Below are 19,854 nucleotides of genomic sequence, written 5' to 3'. Positions count from 1 at the left end.
CAAACCGGCGTCGCCAATCGTTAACAAAAACGAGGAGCGATACAGATGGAACCGGTTTTCTTCGTAATGGCGATCATGGGCTGCGGCGATCTTCAGGATCAATGCCAGCAAGCGCGAATCGAGCCAGTCCGGTATCAGAGCGCGGCGCAATGCCAGGCGGCGATGGCGGAGGTCCTGCCCCGTCACACCGACCTTTCCTTCCCCACCATCGCTGCGACATGCCAGCGTCGCGGCGAGCAGATGGCGCGCAACGAGGCCAAGCCGCGCCACTATTGATCTGTAAGGCTAGGCGTCCGTTTCCGAGCCGGGGTAACCGACCTGCCCGACCGCCCAGGCGAACGGCCGCAACGGCGCACTCAGCGTCGCAATCAGCGCTACTTCGATCCGCCGCCTGCTTTCCGCAGCGATCGCCTTGCGACCGGGAAAGTCGCGCGGGTCGAACGGTTCGAGATAGTGGATCCGCAGCGGAAAACTGCCTTTCCGGGCGAGAATGCGACGCGCATTGTTCACCCCGCCTTCGTCGCCCACCCAGCCGATCTCTTCCCCGACATCGCCATAGTCGAGCAGCACGGGCTGAACCATCACGCCGGGCGGCGGGGGTTCGAGCACGCGCAGCATCGGCGTCTTGAACGGGAGCAGCGACTTTCCGTCGGTGGTGGTTCCTTCGGGGAACACGGTAATCGCCCAGTTTTCCTCGAGCGCAAGGCGTAGCGCGTTGATCTGTTCGGCGACGCCCATGCGGTTCTCACGCTTGACGTAGACGGTCCGGTTTAGGCCGGCGAGCCAGCCGACCACCGGCGACGCGCCGATCTCCGCCTTGGCGACGAACGCGGTCCCGCTCGCGCCGCCGAGCGCGAGGATGTCGATCCACGACAGATGGTTGGAGACGTAGAACACATCGCGCCGCAGCGGCGTCCCCACGACCTGCACCCGCGCCCCGGCGATGCGCCCGGCGCGGCCCAGAAACCAGCGCGGCCAGGGCGAGGGCAGGCGCAGCAGCCGCCAGAGATAGTGCATCGGCACATGCGTGAGCACGGCGAGCAGCAAAAGCGCGACCCTGCGCCAGAACCGGAACGTCTCCGCCGCCGTCAGCTGCGTCGGAAGACCGCGTGCGGCGTCCAGGCGCCGGGGATCGACGCCGGTCGCCATCGCCTCAGTTTTTGCGGTCCAGCGCGACGCCGTACAATTCCATGCGGTGATCGACGAGGCGATAGCCCAGTCGTTCCGCGATCTGCTTTTGCAGCAGTTCAAGCTCGGGATCGACGAATTCGATCACCTTGCCCGTCTCGACATCGATCAGATGGTCGTGATGCGCCTCGGGCGCCGGCTCGTAGCGCGCGCGGCCGTCGCCGAAATCGTGGCGATCGAGGATGCCCGCCTCTTCGAACAATCGCACCGTGCGATAGACCGTGGCGATCGAAATGCCCGGATCGATCGCGGATGCGCGGGCATAGACCTTTTCGACATCGGGATGGTCGTCCGCCTCGGACAGGACACGCGCGATCACCTTGCGCTGTTCGGTAATGCGCAGGCCCTTTTCGTGGCACAGCGCTTCAAGATCGATCTTACGGTTCATGGACCCGATGTAGCGGGTACGCGGTCACGGGAAAAGGGCCAGTGCGGTCCGCCGGAATGACGAACGCCGGACCAGGGGAAGGTCCCCCGGCCCGGCGTCGGATTCGTTCAGGTGCCTGCAGGCTTCAGCGCTTGCGGCGCTTCGTGCCCAGGCCGATCTTCTTCGCCAGTGTCCGGCGCTGTTCGGCATAGTTCGGCGCGACCATCGGATAGTCTGCCGGAAGATTCCACTTGGCGCGATATTCGTCCGGGGTCATCTGATAGTGGGTCATCAGATGCCGCTTGAGCATCTTGAGCTTCTTCCCGTCCTCAAGGCACACGATATAGTCGGGCTTGATCGAGGCGCGGATGGAAACGGCAGGCTCCTGTTTCTTCGCTTCCGGCTCCTGCTTCGCACTGCCCAAATTGGCGAGCGCGCTGTGAACGTTGCCGATCAGCAGCGGGAGGTCCGAAACCGCCACGCTGTTATTGCTGACATGCGCCGCGACGATGTCTGCGGTCAGCGTGATCAGCGTTTCCTGCATGTCGTTCTGGGAGTCCATTTCGATCCTTTCGAATACGCGGCAGGTACTAGTTACAGGCCGCTGCCGCGCGCTATCGAACTTGTACGGCTGGTTTTCAAGCCCCGGCTCTACTCAAATGGGACGAATTACGCGATCGATTTGGAAAATGTGTGAGCGTCGAATGATTTGCCATCCCGTCCGCGATAGTAATCGCGGCGTTCACCGATCTTTTCGAAACCTTCGGATCGATACAATCGAACTGCATCATTGTTGCTGCGCACTTCGAGATGCAGAAGAGTTGCACCGCGATCTTGCGCCTGCGCAACGATCGTCCGCAGCAGCGCGGTGCCTATTCCGCGCCTGCGCATCTTCGGCCGGATCGCCAGCAACAGCAATTCGCCCTCGTCCAGCACGGCGCGGGCGAGCGCGAAGCCGGCCGGCTGATCGTCCACCCATGCGATCGCGAACCATACGCCGGGCAGTGCGAGCATCCCCAGGCACTGGCTGGGCGTCCATGCCTCGCCGAACCGGGGATCGAACGCCTCGGCCATGATCGCATTGACATGCGGCAGGTCGGCCGGACTTCCCTGGACGATCTCGATCGGGTAGGGCGCCGTGCTCATGCGGCGGCGAGCGGCTTTGCGTCGGGCGCGCGGCCGTAAATCGGGCGCGGCGGCAGCGCCGTCAGCGTGGCGGGGAGCAGGATCGCATCGGCGGCGCGGGGCAGCGCGGGGCGCAGGTCCAGCGCCGGATCGAGCGCGGCGAGATGCCGTACGCCATTGCCCACCGCCGGTCGCCCGCCGAGCGCCGCCAGCGCCGCTTCGGGCTTGAGCGAAGCGAAGGCGAAGGTCGGCACAAGATCACGATCATAGGCGGCCATGAAGACCTCACCATGCCCGCCTTCGAGTACGACCGCCAGTTCGGCGCTACCCGGATCGGCGGCGAAGGCCGCTGCGGCGATCAGCGGAAGCGACGAGAAGCCCGCCACTTCGACGTTCCATCCCAGCGCCAGCCCGCGCGCGGCGGCGATGCCGACGCGGATCCCGGTGAAGCTGCCCGGGCCGCAATCGACCAGAATCCGATCGGCGCGGCCACCGTCGGGCAGTTCGGCGATCATCGGGATCAGCCGTTCGGCATGGCCGCGACCGACTTCTTCATGCCGCTCGGCAAGGATCGTGTCATCGCCGATCAGCGCGACCGAACAGGCCGCCGTCGCGGTCTCGATGACCAGGCTTCTAGTCAATCCTGTTGAACTTCCCGAAATCGGGGCGCGGCGAGCGGTCGAAAATGCTGGCCGGGTCGCCCTTGCCGAAGGTCGAGATGAAATTCACCCGCACGTTCGGCTGGTCCGCAAAGAATGCGGCCTCGACCTTGGCGGGGTCGAACCCGGACATCGGGCCGGTGTCCCAGCCCAGCGCACGCGCCGCCATCAGGAAATAGGCGCCCTGGAGCGAAGAATTGCGGAAGGCGTGCTCGCGGCGCTTCTCCGGGTCCCCTTCGAACCAGCTCTTCGCGTCGGTATGGGGGAACAGCCAGGGCAGTTCCTCATGGAAATTGAGGTCCATGCCGATCACGACTGCGGCGGGCGCCTTGCGGATCTTGTCGGGATTGGTGCCGGTGGCGCACTCGGCGAGCTTGTCCTTCGCCTCCTGCGACAGGCACCACACGAAGCGCCCGGGATGCTGGTTGGCGGAGGTCGGCCCCATCTTCACCAGTGCGTAGATCGCCTCGATATCCGCCGGGGTCACTTCGCCCGGCAGATAGCCGTTATAGGTGCGCGCGGTGCGGAACAGCGTGTCGAGCGCGGCGTCGTCGAGCGGCTTTCCCATCAGACTGCCCGCACTTCGGTGACTTCGGGGACATAGTGTTTGAGCAATTGCTCGATCCCGTTCTTGAGCGTGGCGGTGGAGGAGGGGCAGCCGGCGCAGGCGCCCTGCATCTGCAGGAACACCTTGCCCTTGTCGAAGCCGCGATAGACGATGTCGCCGCCGTCATTGGCGACGGCGGGCCGGACCCGCGTCTCGATCAGCTCCTTGATCTGCGTGACGATGTCCGCATCCTCGGGATCGTCGCCGAAATCGCCCTCGGCCGGCGGAACGCTGAAGCCCGCCGCGCTGCCCTGGCGAAACAGCGGCATGTTGGCGCTGAAATGGTCGAGCAGGATGCCGAGCACGTCCGGCTTCAGGCTGGGCCAATCGACGCCGGGCGCGGCGGTGACCGAGATGAAGTCGCGGCCGAAGAAGACGCCGGTCACGTCGCCCAGCGCGAACAGCGCATCCGCCAGCGGCGAGACCTCGGCCTCTTCGGGCGTCGCGAAATCGCGCGTGCCGGTGTCCATCACGGTCCTGCCGGGCAGGAATTTGAGTGTCGCCGGGTTGGGCGTCGGTTCGGTTTCGATCAGCATGTCGCCCATTTGGGGGCAAGGGCGCGGCGCATCAAGCAAGGAACGCGAAACGCATGGTTGCGCGGGCCGGTGCCGTCGAACTGCAACCAACTCCAGCGAGATGCTTTTCTTTTGTGTCGAGGGAGAGTAAGGCACCGCGACTTTTTCTGATCCGTACCAAGAGGTTTGTTTGGCCAAGGAAGAACTGCTTGAAATGCGCGGGCGTGTTGTGGAGCTTCTCCCCAACGCGATGTTCCGCGTCCGGCTTGAGAATGATCACGAGATTCTCGGCCATACCGCCGGCAAGATGCGCAAGAACCGCATCCGCGTGCTGGTCGGCGACGAGGTGCTCGTCGAACTGACGCCCTATGACCTGACCAAGGGCCGCATCACCTATCGCTTCAAATAAGGCCGGGCCGGTGCGGCTCGTGCTTGCCTCCACTTCGCCGCGCCGCCGCGACCTGCTGGCGCGGATCGGCGTCGTTCCCGATTCCGTGGCGGCCCCAGACATCGACGAAAATCCGCTCAAGGGCGAGCTCCCGCGCGTCTATGCGCTGCGGCTGGCCGAGGCGAAGGCGCGGGCGGTGACGCGCGGCGACGACGAAATCGTCCTCGCCGGCGACACCACCATCGCGCTGGGGCGCCGCATCCTGCCCCCCGCCGACACCGAAGCCGTGCAGCGTGACCTGCTCGGCAAGCTTTCCGGGCGCCGCCACCATTGCCTGTCGGCGGTATGCCTGATCGGCCTCGATGGCCGTGCGCGCGTGCGCCTGTCCGACACGATCGTCGCGTTCAAGCGGCTGAGCGATGCCGAGATCGACCGCTACGTCGCGTGCGGCGAGGGGCTGGGCAAGGCTGGCGGCTATGCGATCCAGGGCCGGGCCGAGGCGTTCGTGCGCTTCATCTCCGGCACGTATTCGGGCGTGGTCGGCCTGCCGCTCTACGACACGCGCGCCTTGCTCGAAGCCGCTGGCTACCCGCTTGGCTGAATGGCTCTACGAGGCCGGGATCGGCGAGAACCGCGCCGCGCTGGTCGCGCGCGGCACCATCCGCAAGGCCCGGATCGAGCTGCCCGGACTGCGCGCCGATACCGTCGCCCCGGCAAAGCTGATCGACCGCAACACCGGCAAGGTGATGCTCCCCGATGGCGACGAGGCGCTGTGCGACCCGCTGCCCAAGGGGGTGACGCAGGGGGCCACCTTCGCCGTCCGCATCGTCCGCGAACCCGTCGCCGAGCGCAGCCGGATGAAGCTGGCCAAGGCAGTCCCGGCCCTTGACCAGCCCTTGGCTGGAGGCCCCGACCTGATCGCGCGGATCACCGCGTACGGGCTTCCGGTGCGCCATTGCCATCCGCACGAGCCCGATGCGTTCGAGGAGGCGGGCTGGTCGGAAGTGCTGGAGGAAGCGCGCACCGGGGAGATTGCCTTTGCGACCGGGGCGCTGCGGCTTGCGCTCACCCCGGCGATGAGCCTGTTCGATGTCGACGGCGGTCCGCCGCTCGGCCCCTTGTCGATCGACGCCGCCCATGCGGTCGCCGCGGCGATGGAGCGGCTCGGCATCGCCGGCTCGGTGGGCATCGATTTTCCCACCCTTGCCAACAAGAGCGCGCGCAACGCCGTGGCGGAGGCGATCGATGCCGCGCTGCCCCAGCCGTTCGAGCGGACCGCGGTAAACGGCTTCGGCTTCCTCCAGATCGTCCGGCGCAAGACGCGCATGTCGCTGCCCGAGCTGATCGCCGCCGATCCGGTGGGCGCGGCGGTGCGCGCGGAGCTACGCCGCCTCGAACGCCTTCCCCCGCCCGCGCCCGATACCCATATGCTGGCCCCGGCGCTGCTGCGGCGGCTGGAGCGCGAGCCCGACTGGATCGCACAGCTGCATCGCCGCACCGGCGGCCACACACGCTTCGTGGAGCGAGGATGAAGACCGACTGCCCGATCTGCGGCCGCACCGCCGCGCCCGACTTCAAGCCCTTTTGCAGCCGCGGCTGCAAGGACCGCGACCTGCTGCAATGGCTGGGCGAGGGCTATCGCATCCCCGGCCCGCCCGCCGATGCGCAAAGCGGGCTGGACAGCGACGAACACCGCGACTAAGAGCGCGCCTTCCGGCGTTGACCGGACCCGTGCCCGGGTAGCTCAGTTGGTAGAGCATGCGACTGAAAATCGCAGTGTCGGCGGTTCGATTCCGTCCCCGGGCACCATGATTTCCTCATAACCTCCGATCCTTATCCGCAAATCGCAGCACCCAGGAAGTCGGCGGACTTCGCATGGCGAGGATCTGGGATACGCGGGCGCGCCAACTGCGCGTGGGATGGATTGACTTTCAGTCGGTCAGGTAAGCCGCCAGCTCCTCGGGTGCCGACTGCGGAAAAGCGCGTTTCAGAAGGTCGAGGAACGCCGAGACCCGGGCGCTGAGGAGGCGGCGGGACGGGTAGAGTGCCCATAGGGCGATCTCCGATCCTGCGACGTCACCCCAATGGACCAGCCGTCCCGCCGCAAGGTCGCGGCTGACCAGCGACACCGGCAGGCGCGCGGCGCCCGCTTCGGCGCGAACCGCGTCGCGGATCATCACCAGCGACGAAAGGCGGAGGATCGGGTCAATAGGGATGCTGAGCGTTCCTTCCGGAGTGGTGACGGTCCAGCTCTCCGCCGGATCGGCGCCCCGGACGACCGCGGGGACCGGCGCGTCGTCCGTTCGCGAGAGAGCGGGGCTGGCGACGACCACCAGCCGGTCGTGCAGAAACGGGCGACCGACCAGCGCCTCGTCCGCATCCGGGTTGACGCGGATCACGAGGTCGTAGGCTTCCTCGATCATGTCGACCGGCCGGTCCTCGGTCGTCACTTCGAGCCGAACATCGGGATAGCGAAGCGCGAACTCGGCGGCGAGTCGCCCCATCGCGGTCTGCGAGAACAACAGCGGCGCGCTGATCCGCAGCCGCCCGCGCGGCCGGTCGCCGCCCGCAGCGATCGCGGCCGCCGTTTCCTCGAGATCGGTGAGCAGCGCCCCGGCGCGCTCGAACAGCGCGCGGCCTTCCTGCGTGAGCTTCAGGTCGCGCGCGCCGCGCTCGAACAGGCGCAGGCCGAGACTCGCCTCGAGCTCCGCCACGCGCCGCGACAGCGTCGCCTTGGGCCGGGACGCGGCGCGCGCCGCCTTTCCAAACCCGCCATGACGGGCAACCAGGGTAAAATCGGCGAGCGCGAGCAGGTCCATACTGTTCCACCAGTGAGACGACATGTCCAGATATAGCGGCTATTCGCCGTCAAGTGGATCACTCATTTCAGGCCCAGCCAATCCGGCAGCACCAGAGGAGTGACCCAATGACCATTCTCGTAACCGGCGCCACGGGCCGTGTCGGCCGCCACGTCGTCGATCAACTCGTGCGGCGCGGGGCGCCCGTCCGCGTCCTCACCCGCGATCCCGCCAAGGCCGATTTCCCGGCTGGCGTCGAGGTCGCGCAGGGCGACCTGCTCGACATCGACGCGCTGCGCGCCGCTCTTTCCGGCGTCAGCACCCTGTTCCTGCTCAATGCGGTGACCGGTGACGAGTTCACTCAGGCGATCGTCACGCTGAACATCGCGCGTGCGGCGGGGATCGAGCGGATCGTCTATCTGTCGGTGTTCCAGGCCGATCGCGCCGTCAACGTGCCGCACTTCGCGGTCAAGTCGGGTGCGGAGCGGATGCTGGCGGCGATGGAGTTCGGCGCCACCATCCTGCGCCCGACCTATTTCATCGACAACGAAGCGATGGTGAAGGACGTGATCGTCGAGCACGGCGTCTATCCCATGCCGATCGGCGACAAGGGCGTGGCGATGGTCCATGCGCGCGACATTGCCGAGGTCGCCGCGATCGAACTCATCCGCCGCCACGACGCGCCCGGCAAGCTGCCGCTCGAGACGATCAACCTGGTCGGCCCGGACACGCTGACCGGTGAGACGGTGGCGGCGATCTGGTCGGACGTGCTTGGTCGTCCCGTCGTCTATGGCGGCGACGATCCCAGCGCGTTCGAGGCGAACATGGCGCGCTTCATGCCGAAATGGATGGCCTATGAAATGCGTCTGATGGCCGAGCGCTATGTGAGCGACGGCATGGTGCCGGAGGATGGCGACGCGGAACGGCTCACGACGATGCTCGGCCGACCGCTGCACCGCTACCGCGACTTCGCCGTTTCGCTCGTCAACGCGGGTGCGTGAGCGCGCTGAGCAGCGTCGGCACGGCCGGTGGGCAGGCGCCCGCCGGCCGTGCGCATTATGCTCCGAACGCGCCGTCGATCGTGTGCATCGCGCCGGTGACGAAGCCCGCCTCGGGTCCCGCCAGCCACGCCACGATCCCGGCGACCTCTTCGGGGCGGCCGTGACGCTTGATCGCCATGAAGCTGTGCATCAGGTCCTTCATCGGGCCGTCCGCCGGATTGGCATCGGTGTCGATCGGCCCGGGTTGCACGACGTTGATGGTGATGCCGCGCGGCCCCAGGTCGCGCGCCAGCCCGCGCGCCAGTCCCTGCAACGCGGACTTGCTGAGCGCGTAGGAGGCCATGCCGGGGAGCGGCATGCGATCGCCGTTCACCGATCCGATGACGATGATCCGCCCGCCCTCGGGCATGCTGCGCGCGGCCTCGACCGAGGCGTGATAGGGCGCATGGACGTTGACGCGGAACAGACGGTCGATCGCGTCCGGGTCCTGTTCCAGAGCATCGCCGAAGATCGCGAAGCCGGAATTGACGACCAGCACGTCGAGCGGCCCGCTGTCGCGAACCCGCGCGATCACCGCCGCGCGATCCGCGCTGTCGGTCTGCACCGCGGTGCTGCCCGTTTCCCGTGCGAGCGCCTCGGCCGCGTCGCGCGATCCGGCATAGGTGAAGATCACCCGCGCGCCATCGCTCGCGAACCGGCGGACGATGGCAGCGCCGATGCCGCGGCTACCGCCGAGCACCAATATGGTCTTGCCCTGAAAGGACGTCATTACGGTCTCCTTGAGATTTAATGTAGCAGGCGCTACATAAAATTGAATGACGCGAGGGCAAGGAGTTTTGTAGGGTTGAATACAAAAATAAATCGCGCGCGCGGCCGACCACGCCGCTTCGACCCGGAGGCGGCGGTCGCGACGGCGCAGCGTCTTTTTCATGCGCAGGGCTATGATGCGGTCAGCGTGGCCGAGATCACCGAGGCGCTGGGAATCAACCCTCCCAGCTTCTATGCGGCGTTCGGGAGCAAGGCGGGCCTCTATGCCCGCGTGCTCGCGCGCTACGATGCGACGGGTGCGATCCCGTTCGCCCGCCTGCTGCGGACCGACCGACCGGTCGCGGAGAGTCTCGCGGCGGTGCTGGAGGAAGCTGCGCGCCACTACGCCGCCACGCCCGAATCCGCCGGGTGCCTGGTCGTCGAGGGCACCCGCTGCAACGATCCCGACGCGCGCGAAGCGACCAGCGCCTATAATCGCGCGGCGGAGGAGGCGATCCGCAGCTATATCGCGGACCGGCACCCCGCCGACGCCGCGCGGCTGACCGACTTCGTGGCGACGACCATGTTCGGATTGTCCGCCAAGGCGCGGCAGGGACACAGTCTCGACCAGCTTCTCGCCACCGCCCGGCTCGCCGGGGCGGCGCTCAAGTCGGCGCTTCCGGCCTGAAGCTCTCACCGCCCTGCGGTCGTCCCCAAACGGTCGCCGGAATGCGTTCGCTCACCCGGGCGCGGGCCCGCCGCCTTTCTGCAACGGGCTGAACCCCTCGAGCCCCTTTCCGCCGGTCACGATCCTGTCGTCCGCGATCAGCCATGCGTGCATCAGGAAGCCGGCGGCTGCGGTATCACTGCGGCGTGATCCAAGGGCGATGCGCGCAGGAATGCCGCGCCGGGCGAGCATCCATCGGCCGACCATCGCCTGGGGCAGGCAGGCGGCATCGAGGGGCAGCCGTTCGGCAACGCGCCGCACCAGCCGCCCGATGGCGATTGCCCGCCGTTTCTGCTCTTCGTTCAGCGAAGCGGGCGGCGCGCTGTCCTGCCCCAGCGGGCCAAGCGACGATCGCCACCATCGGAACGGGACGAGGTGGACGAGCGTGCTGGCCAGCGCCAAGCCGGCCGCCGCCTCCGCACGGATCATCCATTTGCCGATCGTCATGCGTCCTCATCGCCGCTTCGGCGTCTATTTCCAAGCCTTTGCATTCCGGGTAAGTCTGCTCGCCATGCAGACCGCCGCCGACGTCCAAGCCGAATTGCCCGCGATCGTCGAAAAGCCGGCGCGTATCCGCGATCTCGGCGCGGTCGACACCGAAGCGTTGCAGCGCATGGTCGCCCGTCTGTCGGAAACGGCCTGGAACAGGGCCGACGCGGAAAAGCAGAATGATTTCGAGTGCTTTCACAGCACGCGGCACCTTCTGTTTCGCTTCACGCCCCATAATGCGAATCCGCGCCTGTTCGACACCTACCCCGCCTGGCATGTGTGGAAACCCCTGCTGCTGCCCGTGTTCGATCACGTCACGCGCGGCTACGGGTTTCGCGCGCGCGAATATCCCAAGGCGATGCTGGCGCGGCTCGAAGCGGGCGGCACGATCGATCGCCATGTCGATGGCGGCGAGTCCGACCGGCGGGCGCACAAGATTCACGTGCCGCTGCAGACCAATCCCAAGGCGCTGATCGTGATCGAAGGCGAGCCGTTCCACCTGCGGGCAGGGCATGCCTATGAGGTGAACAACGTGGTCCGCCACGCGGTCGAGAATTTCGGAGACGAAGACCGGATTCATCTCGTCTTCGAAGTCTTCGACGATGCCCGTTCCGGGCAGGTGTCGGCGCACGAGCACGCCTGAAGCCCATGCACCGCTATCGCGCCTACGGGCTGGCCATCCATTCGGATATCGCGCTTCCCTTCGCGGACGATCACGCCGAAATTCCCGACGTGACCATCGAACGCGGGCCGACCGATCACCCGTTCGGCCCCGATGCGCGCGCCTTCGGTCTCAGCAAGGCCGAGCGCGGCGCCTTCTACATGCACGATCCGCGATACGGCTCGATTCTGGTGCGCGACGGGCGCCGGGTGACGTTCGAAAGCATCGATGACGGGCGGATTCGCGTCTTTCTGACCGGATCGGGCTTGACCGCGCTGCTGCAGCAGCGTGGGCTGCTCACGCTGCATGCCAGTTCGATCCGCACGCCGCACGGTGCGGTCGCCTTTGCCGGCCGCTCGGGTGCGGGCAAATCGACCCTCGCTGTGGAAATGCGCCGCCGCGGCTATCCGCTGATCGCGGACGATGTCACGGCGATTTGCTTCGAACGCCCGGCTGAACCGATGGCCATCCCGGCCTATCCCGGCTTCCGCCTGTGGCAGGACACGATGAATCACCTCGAGATTTCGCAGGACGCGGCCACCCGCCGGTTGACCGGGATCGACAAGTTCATCGTCCCCAGCGAAGCGATAAATGTGGATCCGGTCCGGATACGGGCCATCTATCTGCTCTATCCGGCGCGGGACGCGCCGATTTCCATTCAGCCCATGGCGCGCATCAACGCCTTCAACAGCCTGTCCGACTTCACGCACCGCAAGCGCATCTGCAAGGCGCAAGGGCTGTGGCCGGATCATTTCGGCAAGATCACCACATTGCTGCAGAGCGTCGAATGCAGGCAGGTGCGCCGTCCGCTCGACACGTTCCGGTTGACCGAACTCGCCGACCAGCTCGAAGAGGATTTCCTGTCGCTGGACGGTGCCGCGGCGGTGGCGACGGCGTGATGCCTGTCGTGTGGCTGGCCTCCTATCCCAAATCGGGAAATACCTGGTTCCGCGCCGTGCTGCAGGCGATACTCTCGGCGGGCGCGGTCGACATCAATACGATCGATCCGGGGGAGTGGGGGCCCGGCGTCGGGCTGTTCGAAGAAGTCGTGGGCCTACCGTTCGACGAACTTTCGGCGGACGAGCGCCGGTGCTTGCGCGGTCTCGTCGTCGAACAGGTTGCGCGAGAAAGCGAGCGGCCGGTCTTCTGGAAAACGCACGAAGCGTTTCTGCCCGCGGATGGCGATTTCACGTCATTCGGCAGCCGCGATGCGGCGCGCGTAATCTACCTCGTCCGCGATCCGCGCGATGTCGCCTGTTCCTATGCCCATCACCGCGGCAAGAGCATCGACGACACCATCGAACGGATGGCCAGTTCCGACCACGTCAGTCAGTTCCGGCGCGGCGGGCTGGTCATCGACGAGCCGATGGGCAGCTGGAGCGACCATGCCTTAGCATGGCTCGCGCAGACCGAGCTCCCGGTCCATCTGCTCCGCTTCGAGGATATGCTCGCCGATCCGCTCGCTGCGTTCGGTAAGGCGCTCTCCTTTTCCGGCGTCGCCTGTTCTGAGGCCGATCTGGCCAAGGCCATCGATGCGGCGCGGTTCGAGCGCCTGCAGGCGCAGGAGCGCGATACCCCGTTCCATGAGCGTCCGCGCAACGCCGCGCCATTTTTTCGCAGCGGCAGGGCAGGGGGCTGGCGGAATGAATTGAGTATCGGGCAAATCGCCAGTATCGAGTCGGCGCACGCTAAGGCTATGCATTCGCTCGGATATGATAGGTCCGAAGCCGGGCCGATCGAGGGAGAAAAAGCGTGACCGCATTCACGGACGATATGGTGATCGAGCGGGACAGCGAGGTGTTGTTCACCGAACTTGACGGTTCGGTCGTCATGATGGACCTCGATACCGGCGACTATTACGAGCTCGACGCGATCGGCGCCGTGATCTGGCGTCGGATCGCCTCGCCCGTCAGGTTCGGCACCCTGTGCACCGAACTCGTCGCCGAATATGCGGTCGACGATCGGCAATGCCGGGAGCAGGTCGGCGCCTTTCTCCAGAAAATTATCGACAACAAGTTCGCCCACCTGCGGTCCGCGTCGGCGGCCGCTCCGGTGTCACCGGAATGAGTTGACATGGGAAATGACATCAAGCACTTGTTGAGCGCTTTGATGTCTCATTCTTTGATGGGCATCTTTAGGGGACAAGCGACATGACGGACAAGAACGATATCGCCGCGCCGGTCGAGCGCAAGGAATGGACGGCGCCGACCATGACCACGGTCAACACGATCGACGCGACTCGCGGGACCGTTCCGATCATTGCCGATACCGAGCGCGGGGACGCTTACTACCAGAGCTGATTGTTCGGTCGCGATGTCGGCTGCCATCGTCCTGTCATGGGACAAGCTGGTAGCCGAAATCCGCCAATAGCGTTTCGTGCTCGCGGAAGCGTTCGGTGAGCCGTGCACGCGTGGCGATTGGCATGCGCGCGAGCTGCTGGGCGTTCATGTCGCGCAGCGGCTCGCGGTACATTCCCTTCACCGCGACCGCGCCCTCAAGGGTGAAATCGTCGAGCGCCGGCACGAGCGCGCGGACGGCCTGTGCGCTGCGCGCAGGATCGGCGCACATATCTTCGTACCGCAGCGCGATACCGCACGATGCGAAGTCCGTCTGGTTGCGCTTCTGATCCGCCAGGCAGCGGATGACATGGGCGGCGACGACGTCGACGATGTCCTCGTCGGCTGCAATCTGTTGCTGGGCCGCTCGACGCAGCACCCCCTCGGCGATGGCATAGGGATCGCGCGTCAGGAAAATGAACCGCGCATCGCGAAATCCCGTCCGCAATGCTTCCACCTGAAGCAGAAAGGGTGGCGACGAGGTGACGAAGACGCTGGCCCCGGGGTCACGCGCAAACGCGTGAAAGTACCAGGCACGCCGCGACCGCTCCCAGTCGAACGCAGCAGGATCGGCGAACTCCGCCCGACGCTCGGGCGTGGCATTCCAGATCAACGCCTTGCCGCTGCCCCGCGTCCGCGGCCCGGAAAAGCCAGCCATGTGCTGGCCCTCGCGATCGAGGTTCCAGCTATGCCGACTGTTCTCGAATGCGCGGCGCAGAAAGGTCGATCCGCTGTTATTGGGTCCGATCACGAACAGATGGGTCTGCACCAGTCGTTCGAGATCGTGCGCGACACCGGGCACACGCAGCGGATGTGAATCGGAGTCCGCATGGATCATGCCCCGGCTAGAGCGCGCGATTGCCGATGTTTCAAGTACATGCGTAGCGCACGTCATTCATGGATGATAACGAACGCGCTCGCGAAAGGCGCCGGGAATGTTTTGCGGACAGGTTGAATTCACGATCGACACCGCGCCCGACCGCGTCGCGCCGATGCTCGATGCTGCCGCGTCTCGCGCCCGGGCGCCGGTGCGCCTGTGGCAGGACGCCAGCGCACGCGCCCGCTTCGGCGTCCGCCCGATCGATGACGCAGGCGAACCGGGCGGGGAGGCGATCGCCATCGACGATTCGGCTGATCTCGCCGCGGTCGGCAACGTACGGCTCGACAATCGCGCGGAGTTGCGCGCCGAACTGAGCCAGCCGAATACGGCCAGCGATCTGGACCTCGTCCTGGCGGTCTATCGCAGCTCCGGCCGCGTCGGTCTCGATCGGCTCTACGGCGACTATGCCTTCGTCATCTGGGACGGCCGCAGCGGCCAGGCGATCTGCATGCGTGATCATATCGGGATCGTCCCCTTCTACTATTTCCGGGATCGCGAGCGGATCGTCTTTTCCAGCGAACTCGAAGCGCTGGCGCGCGGCGGTGGCGTGCCGCGTACCCCGGACCTCGATGCCATCGGGCGCTATCTCGACAGCGGCAGCCGCGTCCCGCCCGACCGCACCTTTCTCGCTCCGGTCCGGCGGTTGCGCGCCGCACATCGGCTGCTGGCCGATCGCACCAGCGCACGGATCGAGCGATGGTGGGACCCTCGAAAACTGCCCCGGGTCAGCCGCGACTCGGATGCCGACTATGGCGAAGGCCTGCGCGCGCTTCTGGTCGAGGCGGTCCGCGTGAGGCTGCCACGAAGCGGCGCGGTCGGAAGCCACATGACGGGCGGGCTCGACTCCTCCAGCGTCGCGACGATCGCCGCGCATCAGTTGCGTGCCGCCGGTCGCCCGGCGCCGGCGTGCTTCGCGTGGCAGCCCGCGCCCGGCGAGGGGGGAGCGCCCGCGGTCCATGAGCACAGGATCATCGATGCGATGGTCGCCGCCGAAGGCTTCGCCATGCAGTATGCCACGCCCACGGTGCAGGACGTGATCGAATGCTTCACGCTCGACCCCTATCTCCGCCCGATCGACGTCAGCCTGGTCCAGGAACTGCCGGTGATGCGTGCGGCGGAGACCTCCGGCATCCGTGTCATGCTGTCCGGCTGGGGCGGCGACGACTGCGTGTCCTTCAACGGTCGGGGCGTGCTGATGGGCCTGCTGCTCAGCGGCCAGTTCGCGCGCTTTGTCCGTCTGTCGGGCACCAAGGGATATCGCGCGTTTCGCAGGGCCGCCGGAATGTTCAGGCGGCTCGGATTGCAGATGCTCGCGACGTCGGTTGCGCAGCTCCCCGGGCGGGCAGCCACCTCCCTTCGTCACCCGTCCTTTCGCCGCTGGCAGCCGCGCGCAAGTTCCGCCGTCGTCGAACGCAACGCCCTGCAGGTCCGCGCGGCGTTGCTGCAGCGCGGGCATCTCCAGAGCCGTCTCGACTGCTGGGCCGACAGCGGGGCGCGCCGCGGCATCGTCTACCGCTATCCGCTGCTGGACCGGCGGTTGATGGAATATGCGCTCGGCCTGCCGATCGAACAGTTCCGCCGCGGGTCGATCAACCGGTACGTCATGCGTCGCGCGCTCGATGGTTTGCTGCCCGATGCGGTCACCTGGAACCAGGACAAGACCGAACAGATCCGCATCGACGCCACCGTCGACGCAATGCACGCGGCGCGCGAGACGCTGCTCGCGCTGCCGGGCCTGGTGCAGCCGAATGCGCGGGCACTGTCCTGGATCGCGATGGAGCGGGTGCACGACGCCCTTAAGCCCGATGGCCGAAAGCTGCGCGGAATCCGGCCCGGTCCGGCCTTCGCGGCCTCGCGCGCCATCCAGTTCCTCGGCTCGCGCTTCCTGTGAGCGTCGCCGCGCCGACCGGACGGCTGTGCCTTGCCACCGTGTCGACCGACGACTTTCTGCCGGGAACGATCGTGGCGATCGGATCCTTCCTCGACACCAATCGCTGGTTTTCCGGCGATATCGTCATCTTCCACGATGCCGATCTGTCGGCCGGATCGATACGCACCCTCTCGCAAATCTGGCCGGATCTGCAATTCCGCCGCATCCCGCAGGACCTGGCCGACGCGATCGCGACGCTGGTCCACGCGGTACCCCGGCTCGCGGGACGCCGCGCGCGCTTCCATTCGCTCGCCACCCTCGCGTTGGAGGACTATGCACAGGTCTTGTTCTGCGACAGCGACGTGCTGTTCCAGGCGTCGATTCTGCCAATGTTCGCCGCTTCGCCGGGCGATGTCGTCGCGGTCGGCGACGCGGGCTTCCTGCGCGGTCTGGCCTGGGATCGCACCAGCTTCGCCGAAGTGCCTCCGGACGCGGAGGGCGCCCTCTACCCGACGTTCAACGCCGGACTCATGCTGTTCGGTTCGACCGCACTCGACGGTCGCGCCTATCGCCAGGCGCTGGCCATGCTCGCACCCGAGCGCTGGGCGGGAATCGTAGCAAGCCACACCGATCAGCTGGTGCTCAACCGCATCTTCGAACACCGCGTGTCGCTCATGTCGTGGCGCTTCAACTTCCTCCTGTTCTACGCCGATCTCATCGCGCACAAGGAACCGATGCCGTTCGATGCGATCGCCGTGCTGCACTTCAACGGGTCGCCCAAGCCCTGGACCGCGTCCAGGACCGGCCTGGTCCGTAACCCCTTGATGTTCCAGGCGATCGCCGGCTGGCGCGCCCGCGCCCGCACGCTGTTGCCGGACAGCATTTCGACGCCCTGGATGACTGCGAAGCGATGATCGACCTCGACCCGCACGACCTGCGCATCTGTCTGCGCGCCGGGGAAGGGGCGGATGCGCATGGCGGCGCCGTGCTTCCGCCGATCGCGCAGGCGTCGCTGTTTCGCAAGGCGACGATGCAGGACCTGCATCGCGACCTCGCACGCGAGCACCTGACCGCAACCTATTCGCGCGGCACCAACCCCACCGTGCAGGTGCTCGAAACCACCCTGGCCGCGCTCGAACGCGGCGAGGCCTGCAAATGCTTCGCGTCGGGCATGGGCGCGATCGGCGCGGTGCTGTTCGGTCTGCTCAAGGCGGGCGACCATATTCTGTTCGTCAACGACATTTACGGCCCGACGCTCGAACTCGCGCGGCGGCTGGCGGATTTCGGCATCAGCCATGATCAGTGTTTCACCGGCAGCCCCGACGCGATCGCGCCGCTGCTGCGCGAAGAAACGCGGCTGATCTTCATGGAAAGCCCCGGGTCGACGCGGTTCGGCACAATCGACCTGCCCGGCATCGTCGCGCTCGCCCGCAATCGCGATATCCTCACCGCGATCGACAATACCGTCGCCACCCCGCTGCTGCAAAAGCCGATCGCGCTCGGCGTCGATCTGGTGGTTCACAGCTGCTCGAAATATATCGGTGGGCACAGCGACGCGCTGGGCGGCGCGGTGATCGGCTCGGCGCAGCTGGTCGAGCGCATCTTCTACAACGCCTATATGCTGATGGGCGCGGTCATGCCGCCGTTCGAGGCGTGGCTGTTCCTACGCGGGCTGATGACGCTGCCAACGCGGCTGCGCCAGCATCACGCCGATGGCCTGGCGCTCGCGCGGTTTCTGGCGCAGCATCCGGCGGTCGCACGCGTCTTCCATCCCGATCTGGACGCTGCGCCGGAAGGGGCCGGCAATCGCCGGGGCCATTCCGGGCTGTTCGCATTCGAAGTCGCGGCCGGCGGATTCGCGCGCGCGGTCGAGGTCGCCAACCGGCTCGACCTATTCGGCAAGGCGGTTTCGTGGGGCGGCGCCGAGAGCCTCGTCATCACCGGGCACAAGCGCGATCCCGGTGCGGACCCGACGCTGCGCATTCCGGCCGCGCTGCTGCGACTGTCGGTCGGGCTGGAGGGTGCCTCCGCGCTGATCGCCGATCTGGATCGGGCGCTCGCATGACTGCCGGGATCGATGCGCCGGTCCCGCGGCTCCCGCTCGCGCTGGCCCTGCTCCCGATCCTGACGCTGTTCGGCGCGATCGGCCTGTCGATGTTTGCGGTCGAGGCCGGCGGCGACGCGCTGCTGGTCTCGATCCTCGCCGCCGCCGCGGTCGCTATGATCGTCGCCGCATCGGTGGGGGCAGGGTGGGAGCAGGTCCAGGCCGAAACCGCGCGCCAGATCGGGGAAGCGTTTCCCGCGATCCTCATCCTGCTCACCATCGGCGCGCTGATCGGCAGCTGGATGTTCGGCGGGACGATCCCGCTGCTGGTGGTGCTGGGCATCGACCTGATCGATCCACACTATATGGCGCTGACCGCATTTGTCGCGACCGCGCTCATGTCGGTCATCTCGGGCACCTCCTGGGGTTCGGCCGGGACGGTGGGGGTCGCGCTGATGGGGGCGGCGACCGCGCTGCAGATCCCGCTGGCGCCGGTGGCCGGTGCCGTGGTGTGCGGCGCCTATTTCGGGGACAAGCTATCCCCGCTGTCGGACATGACCAATATCGCCGCGATCGGCGCGGGGGCGGACCTGTATCGCCACATCCGGCACATGCTGTGGACCAGCATCCCGCCTGCCCTCGTCGCGCTCGCGGTCTTCGCCGCTCTGGGCTTTTTCGAGGCGGTACCGCCGGGGGCGGGGGCGGCCAGTACCGCGCAGATGCGCGACGCGCTTGCCGCCGCGTTCCGCCTCGGTCCGCTCGAGGCGATCCCGCTGCTGATCGCGCTGGTCGGAATCTGCCTGCGCAAGCCGCCCGCGCTGGTGCTGGCCGGGTCCGCCCTGATCGCACTCGTCATCGGGGTGGCGCATCAGGGCTTCGCGTCGGCCGCCGCCATGACCAGCTTCGTGCAGGGCTTCGATGCCGCGACCATGCTGGGAGACACCGCGCTGCCCCCGACGCTCGCCAACCTGCTCGATCGCGGCGGGGTGATGTCGATGGCGGGGACGTTGCTGTTCATCATCGCGGCCTTCCTGCTGGCTGCGGCGATGCGGGTGTCGGGCGCGCTCGACCGGCTGATGGACGCGCTGCTCGCGCTGGTCCGCTCGGTGTTCAGCCTAGTCGCCGCGACGATGGCCGCTGGGGCGATCATGGTGGCGATGACCAGCCATGGCGGGGTCACCGCGCTGGTCGTCGGCGGGCTGTTTCGACGGCCCTATGCGGAATGGGGCCTGCGCCCCGAAACGCTGTCGCGCAGTATCGAGGATTCGGTGACCGTTACCGAACCGCTGATGCCGTGGACCGTCTCGGCGGTGTTCATGGCGACGACGCTCGGCGTCCCGACGCTCGCCTATGCGCCCTGGGCGCTGTTCTGCTGGCTCAGCCCGGTCGCGTCGCTGATTGCAGCAAAGCTGCTCGCGCGGGGCCGGACCGCACCCGTCGCGTAGCAGCCTG

Annotated in this window: 27 protein-coding genes and 1 tRNA gene; 17 read left to right on the top strand and 11 right to left on the bottom strand. The window is 66.9% G+C overall.

Annotation, left to right across the window (positions count from 1 at the left end; all coding sequences use genetic code 11):
• Window positions 1–45: 45 nt before the first annotated feature.
• Window positions 46–276 (top strand): hypothetical protein, encoded by a 231-nt coding sequence (locus ABS767_RS03035; protein ID WP_408076889.1) that lies wholly within the window; start codon window positions 46–48, stop codon window positions 274–276.
• A gap of 9 nt (window positions 277–285) precedes the next feature.
• Here ABS767_RS03035 and ABS767_RS03030 read toward each other — a convergent pair whose 3' ends face one another.
• From ABS767_RS03030 to ABS767_RS03000, 7 genes are all read right to left on the bottom strand, one after another.
• Window positions 286–1,149: a lysophospholipid acyltransferase family protein gene (locus ABS767_RS03030; protein WP_408076888.1), complete on the bottom strand. Its 864-nt coding sequence runs from the start codon at window positions 1,147–1,149 to the stop codon at window positions 286–288.
• A gap of 4 nt (window positions 1,150–1,153) precedes the next feature.
• Window positions 1,154–1,576 carry a Fur family transcriptional regulator gene (locus ABS767_RS03025; RefSeq protein ID WP_408076887.1) on the bottom strand — a complete coding sequence of 141 codons (423 nt, stop codon included), beginning with the start codon at window positions 1,574–1,576 and terminating at the stop codon, window positions 1,154–1,156.
• A gap of 124 nt (window positions 1,577–1,700) precedes the next feature.
• On the bottom strand, window positions 1,701–2,117 hold the full coding sequence (locus ABS767_RS03020; protein WP_408076886.1) for a MucR family transcriptional regulator: 417 nt from the start codon (window positions 2,115–2,117) through the stop codon (window positions 1,701–1,703).
• A 107-nt stretch (window positions 2,118–2,224) separates the two neighbouring features.
• Window positions 2,225–2,701, bottom strand: coding sequence for a ribosomal protein S18-alanine N-acetyltransferase (gene rimI, locus ABS767_RS03015; protein WP_408076885.1), 477 nt, complete (start codon window positions 2,699–2,701; stop codon window positions 2,225–2,227).
• Window positions 2,698–3,321, bottom strand: coding sequence for a tRNA (adenosine(37)-N6)-threonylcarbamoyltransferase complex dimerization subunit type 1 TsaB (tsaB, locus tag ABS767_RS03010; RefSeq protein ID WP_408076884.1), 624 nt, complete (start codon window positions 3,319–3,321; stop codon window positions 2,698–2,700). Before tsaB ends, rimI begins: the two co-directional genes overlap by 4 nt.
• Window positions 3,314–3,907: a malonic semialdehyde reductase gene (locus ABS767_RS03005; protein WP_408076883.1), complete on the bottom strand. Its 594-nt coding sequence runs from the start codon at window positions 3,905–3,907 to the stop codon at window positions 3,314–3,316. Before ABS767_RS03005 ends, tsaB begins: the two co-directional genes overlap by 8 nt.
• Complete coding sequence (locus tag ABS767_RS03000; protein WP_408076882.1) at window positions 3,907–4,482, bottom strand: NifU family protein; 576 nt, start codon at window positions 4,480–4,482, stop codon at window positions 3,907–3,909. The genes ABS767_RS03005 and ABS767_RS03000 overlap by 1 nt, the downstream gene beginning before the upstream one ends.
• 169 nt (window positions 4,483–4,651) lie before the next feature.
• Here ABS767_RS03000 and infA point away from each other — a divergent pair, with 169 nt between their 5' ends.
• From infA to ABS767_RS02975, 5 genes are all read left to right on the top strand, one after another.
• A complete protein-coding gene (infA, locus tag ABS767_RS02995; protein WP_066578926.1) occupies window positions 4,652–4,870 on the top strand; it encodes a translation initiation factor IF-1 in 219 nt (72 codons plus the stop codon).
• Between the two features lie 10 nt (window positions 4,871–4,880).
• On the top strand, window positions 4,881–5,450 hold the full coding sequence (locus ABS767_RS02990) for a Maf family protein (protein WP_408076881.1): 570 nt from the start codon (window positions 4,881–4,883) through the stop codon (window positions 5,448–5,450).
• The gene (locus tag ABS767_RS02985; protein ID WP_408076880.1) at window positions 5,443–6,381 is read left to right on the top strand and encodes a ribonuclease; all 939 of its coding nucleotides are present in this window, start codon (window positions 5,443–5,445) and stop codon (window positions 6,379–6,381) included. The genes ABS767_RS02990 and ABS767_RS02985 overlap by 8 nt, the downstream gene beginning before the upstream one ends.
• Window positions 6,378–6,551 (top strand): DNA gyrase inhibitor YacG, encoded by a 174-nt coding sequence (locus ABS767_RS02980; protein WP_408076879.1) that lies wholly within the window; start codon window positions 6,378–6,380, stop codon window positions 6,549–6,551. The genes ABS767_RS02985 and ABS767_RS02980 overlap by 4 nt, the downstream gene beginning before the upstream one ends.
• Window positions 6,552–6,582: 31 nt before the next feature.
• Window positions 6,583–6,658, top strand: a tRNA-Phe gene (locus tag ABS767_RS02975).
• A gap of 122 nt (window positions 6,659–6,780) precedes the next feature.
• Here ABS767_RS02975 and ABS767_RS02970 read toward each other — a convergent pair.
• Window positions 6,781–7,668 (bottom strand): LysR family transcriptional regulator, encoded by an 888-nt coding sequence (locus tag ABS767_RS02970; RefSeq protein WP_408076878.1) that lies wholly within the window; start codon window positions 7,666–7,668, stop codon window positions 6,781–6,783.
• 107 nt (window positions 7,669–7,775) lie between these two features.
• Between ABS767_RS02970 and ABS767_RS02965 the strand changes: the two genes are divergently transcribed.
• Window positions 7,776–8,648: an SDR family oxidoreductase gene (locus ABS767_RS02965; protein ID WP_408076877.1), complete on the top strand. Its 873-nt coding sequence runs from the start codon at window positions 7,776–7,778 to the stop codon at window positions 8,646–8,648.
• Between the two features lie 55 nt (window positions 8,649–8,703).
• Here ABS767_RS02965 and bdcA read toward each other — a convergent pair whose 3' ends face one another.
• Window positions 8,704–9,417: an SDR family oxidoreductase gene (bdcA, locus tag ABS767_RS02960; RefSeq protein WP_408076876.1), complete on the bottom strand. Its 714-nt coding sequence runs from the start codon at window positions 9,415–9,417 to the stop codon at window positions 8,704–8,706.
• A gap of 75 nt (window positions 9,418–9,492) precedes the next feature.
• On the opposite strand from bdcA, the gene ABS767_RS02955 reads away from it, so the two are divergent.
• Window positions 9,493–10,083, top strand: a complete 591-nt coding sequence (locus ABS767_RS02955; RefSeq protein WP_408076875.1) for a TetR/AcrR family transcriptional regulator — start codon at window positions 9,493–9,495, stop codon at window positions 10,081–10,083.
• A gap of 51 nt (window positions 10,084–10,134) precedes the next feature.
• Here ABS767_RS02955 and ABS767_RS02950 read toward each other — a convergent pair whose 3' ends face one another.
• On the bottom strand, window positions 10,135–10,569 hold the full coding sequence (locus tag ABS767_RS02950) for a lasso peptide biosynthesis B2 protein (RefSeq protein ID WP_408076874.1): 435 nt from the start codon (window positions 10,567–10,569) through the stop codon (window positions 10,135–10,137).
• On the opposite strand from ABS767_RS02950, the gene ABS767_RS02945 reads away from it, so the two are divergent.
• The 5 genes from ABS767_RS02945 to ABS767_RS02925 all read left to right on the top strand — a co-directional run bounded on the left by ABS767_RS02945 (window position 10,568) and on the right by ABS767_RS02925 (window position 13,572).
• A complete protein-coding gene (locus ABS767_RS02945; RefSeq protein WP_408076873.1) occupies window positions 10,568–11,254 on the top strand; it encodes an aspartyl/asparaginyl beta-hydroxylase domain-containing protein in 687 nt (228 codons plus the stop codon). The genes ABS767_RS02950 and ABS767_RS02945 overlap by 2 nt on opposite strands.
• Window positions 11,255–11,259: 5 nt before the next feature.
• Window positions 11,260–12,171 carry a phosphoenolpyruvate carboxykinase (ATP) gene (locus tag ABS767_RS02940; protein ID WP_408076872.1) on the top strand — a complete coding sequence of 304 codons (912 nt, stop codon included), beginning with the start codon at window positions 11,260–11,262 and terminating at the stop codon, window positions 12,169–12,171.
• Window positions 12,060–13,028, top strand: a complete 969-nt coding sequence (locus ABS767_RS02935) for a sulfotransferase domain-containing protein (protein ID WP_408076871.1) — start codon at window positions 12,060–12,062, stop codon at window positions 13,026–13,028. Before ABS767_RS02940 ends, ABS767_RS02935 begins: the two co-directional genes overlap by 112 nt.
• Window positions 13,025–13,339, top strand: a complete 315-nt coding sequence (locus tag ABS767_RS02930) for a PqqD family peptide modification chaperone (protein WP_408076870.1) — start codon at window positions 13,025–13,027, stop codon at window positions 13,337–13,339. Before ABS767_RS02935 ends, ABS767_RS02930 begins: the two co-directional genes overlap by 4 nt.
• 83 nt (window positions 13,340–13,422) lie before the next feature.
• A complete protein-coding gene (locus tag ABS767_RS02925; RefSeq protein ID WP_408076869.1) occupies window positions 13,423–13,572 on the top strand; it encodes a hypothetical protein in 150 nt (49 codons plus the stop codon).
• A 34-nt stretch (window positions 13,573–13,606) separates the two neighbouring features.
• Here the strand turns inward: ABS767_RS02925 and ABS767_RS02920 are convergent, their stop codons facing one another.
• Window positions 13,607–14,446 carry a sulfotransferase gene (locus ABS767_RS02920; RefSeq protein ID WP_408076868.1) on the bottom strand — a complete coding sequence of 280 codons (840 nt, stop codon included), beginning with the start codon at window positions 14,444–14,446 and terminating at the stop codon, window positions 13,607–13,609.
• A 97-nt stretch (window positions 14,447–14,543) separates the two neighbouring features.
• On the opposite strand from ABS767_RS02920, the gene ABS767_RS02915 reads away from it, so the two are divergent.
• Genes ABS767_RS02915 through ABS767_RS02900 form a run of 4 tightly spaced genes read left to right on the top strand, consistent with a single transcriptional unit; the run spans window position 14,544 to window position 19,847 of the window.
• Window positions 14,544–16,379, top strand: a complete 1,836-nt coding sequence (locus tag ABS767_RS02915; protein ID WP_408076867.1) for an asparagine synthetase B family protein — start codon at window positions 14,544–14,546, stop codon at window positions 16,377–16,379.
• Window positions 16,376–17,272 carry a glycosyltransferase family 8 protein gene (locus tag ABS767_RS02910; RefSeq protein ID WP_408076866.1) on the top strand — a complete coding sequence of 299 codons (897 nt, stop codon included), beginning with the start codon at window positions 16,376–16,378 and terminating at the stop codon, window positions 17,270–17,272. The genes ABS767_RS02915 and ABS767_RS02910 overlap by 4 nt, the downstream gene beginning before the upstream one ends.
• The gene (locus ABS767_RS02905) at window positions 17,269–18,423 is read left to right on the top strand and encodes a trans-sulfuration enzyme family protein (RefSeq protein ID WP_408076865.1); all 1,155 of its coding nucleotides are present in this window, start codon (window positions 17,269–17,271) and stop codon (window positions 18,421–18,423) included. The genes ABS767_RS02910 and ABS767_RS02905 overlap by 4 nt, the downstream gene beginning before the upstream one ends.
• Window positions 18,420–19,847, top strand: a complete 1,428-nt coding sequence (locus ABS767_RS02900; protein WP_408076864.1) for a Na+/H+ antiporter NhaC family protein — start codon at window positions 18,420–18,422, stop codon at window positions 19,845–19,847. The genes ABS767_RS02905 and ABS767_RS02900 overlap by 4 nt, the downstream gene beginning before the upstream one ends.
• The last annotated feature ends 7 nt before the right edge of the window (window positions 19,848–19,854 follow it).

It is taken from the genome of Sphingomonas plantiphila (genome assembly GCF_046000505.1).
GTDB classification, from domain to species: Bacteria; Pseudomonadota; Alphaproteobacteria; order Sphingomonadales; family Sphingomonadaceae; genus Sphingomonas; species Sphingomonas plantiphila.
The sequence above is the reverse complement of the archived record's forward strand: the minus strand, read 5'-3'. Positions and strand labels throughout refer to the sequence as shown.

Excerpts from the sequence above, each read along its gene's own strand:
- rimI (WP_408076885.1), bottom strand. The coding sequence starts at position 2,701 with ATGAGCACGGCGCCCTACCCGATCGAGATCGTCCAGGGAAGTCCGGCC.
- ABS767_RS02925 (WP_408076869.1), top strand. The coding sequence starts at position 13,423 with ATGACGGACAAGAACGATATCGCCGCGCCGGTCGAGCGCAAGGAATGG.
- ABS767_RS02980 (WP_408076879.1), top strand. The coding sequence starts at position 6,378 with ATGAAGACCGACTGCCCGATCTGCGGCCGCACCGCCGCGCCCGACTTC.
- ABS767_RS02915 (WP_408076867.1), top strand. The coding sequence starts at position 14,544 with ATGTTTTGCGGACAGGTTGAATTCACGATCGACACCGCGCCCGACCGC.
- ABS767_RS03035 (WP_408076889.1), top strand. The coding sequence starts at position 46 with ATGGAACCGGTTTTCTTCGTAATGGCGATCATGGGCTGCGGCGATCTT.
- ABS767_RS02900 (WP_408076864.1), top strand. The coding sequence starts at position 18,420 with ATGACTGCCGGGATCGATGCGCCGGTCCCGCGGCTCCCGCTCGCGCTG.
- ABS767_RS02970 (WP_408076878.1), bottom strand. The coding sequence starts at position 7,668 with ATGGACCTGCTCGCGCTCGCCGATTTTACCCTGGTTGCCCGTCATGGC.
- bdcA (WP_408076876.1), bottom strand. The coding sequence starts at position 9,417 with ATGACGTCCTTTCAGGGCAAGACCATATTGGTGCTCGGCGGTAGCCGC.
- ABS767_RS03020 (WP_408076886.1), bottom strand. The coding sequence starts at position 2,117 with ATGGACTCCCAGAACGACATGCAGGAAACGCTGATCACGCTGACCGCA.
- ABS767_RS03030 (WP_408076888.1), bottom strand. The coding sequence starts at position 1,149 with ATGGCGACCGGCGTCGATCCCCGGCGCCTGGACGCCGCACGCGGTCTT.
- ABS767_RS02920 (WP_408076868.1), bottom strand. The coding sequence starts at position 14,446 with ATGATCCATGCGGACTCCGATTCACATCCGCTGCGTGTGCCCGGTGTC.
- ABS767_RS02935 (WP_408076871.1), top strand. The coding sequence starts at position 12,060 with ATGCAGGCAGGTGCGCCGTCCGCTCGACACGTTCCGGTTGACCGAACT.
- ABS767_RS02965 (WP_408076877.1), top strand. The coding sequence starts at position 7,776 with ATGACCATTCTCGTAACCGGCGCCACGGGCCGTGTCGGCCGCCACGTC.
- ABS767_RS02905 (WP_408076865.1), top strand. The coding sequence starts at position 17,269 with ATGATCGACCTCGACCCGCACGACCTGCGCATCTGTCTGCGCGCCGGG.
- ABS767_RS02950 (WP_408076874.1), bottom strand. The coding sequence starts at position 10,569 with ATGACGATCGGCAAATGGATGATCCGTGCGGAGGCGGCGGCCGGCTTG.
- ABS767_RS02940 (WP_408076872.1), top strand. The coding sequence starts at position 11,260 with ATGCACCGCTATCGCGCCTACGGGCTGGCCATCCATTCGGATATCGCG.
- ABS767_RS02945 (WP_408076873.1), top strand. The coding sequence starts at position 10,568 with ATGCGTCCTCATCGCCGCTTCGGCGTCTATTTCCAAGCCTTTGCATTC.
- ABS767_RS03025 (WP_408076887.1), bottom strand. The coding sequence starts at position 1,576 with ATGAACCGTAAGATCGATCTTGAAGCGCTGTGCCACGAAAAGGGCCTG.
- ABS767_RS03005 (WP_408076883.1), bottom strand. The coding sequence starts at position 3,907 with ATGGGAAAGCCGCTCGACGACGCCGCGCTCGACACGCTGTTCCGCACC.
- ABS767_RS03000 (WP_408076882.1), bottom strand. The coding sequence starts at position 4,482 with ATGCTGATCGAAACCGAACCGACGCCCAACCCGGCGACACTCAAATTC.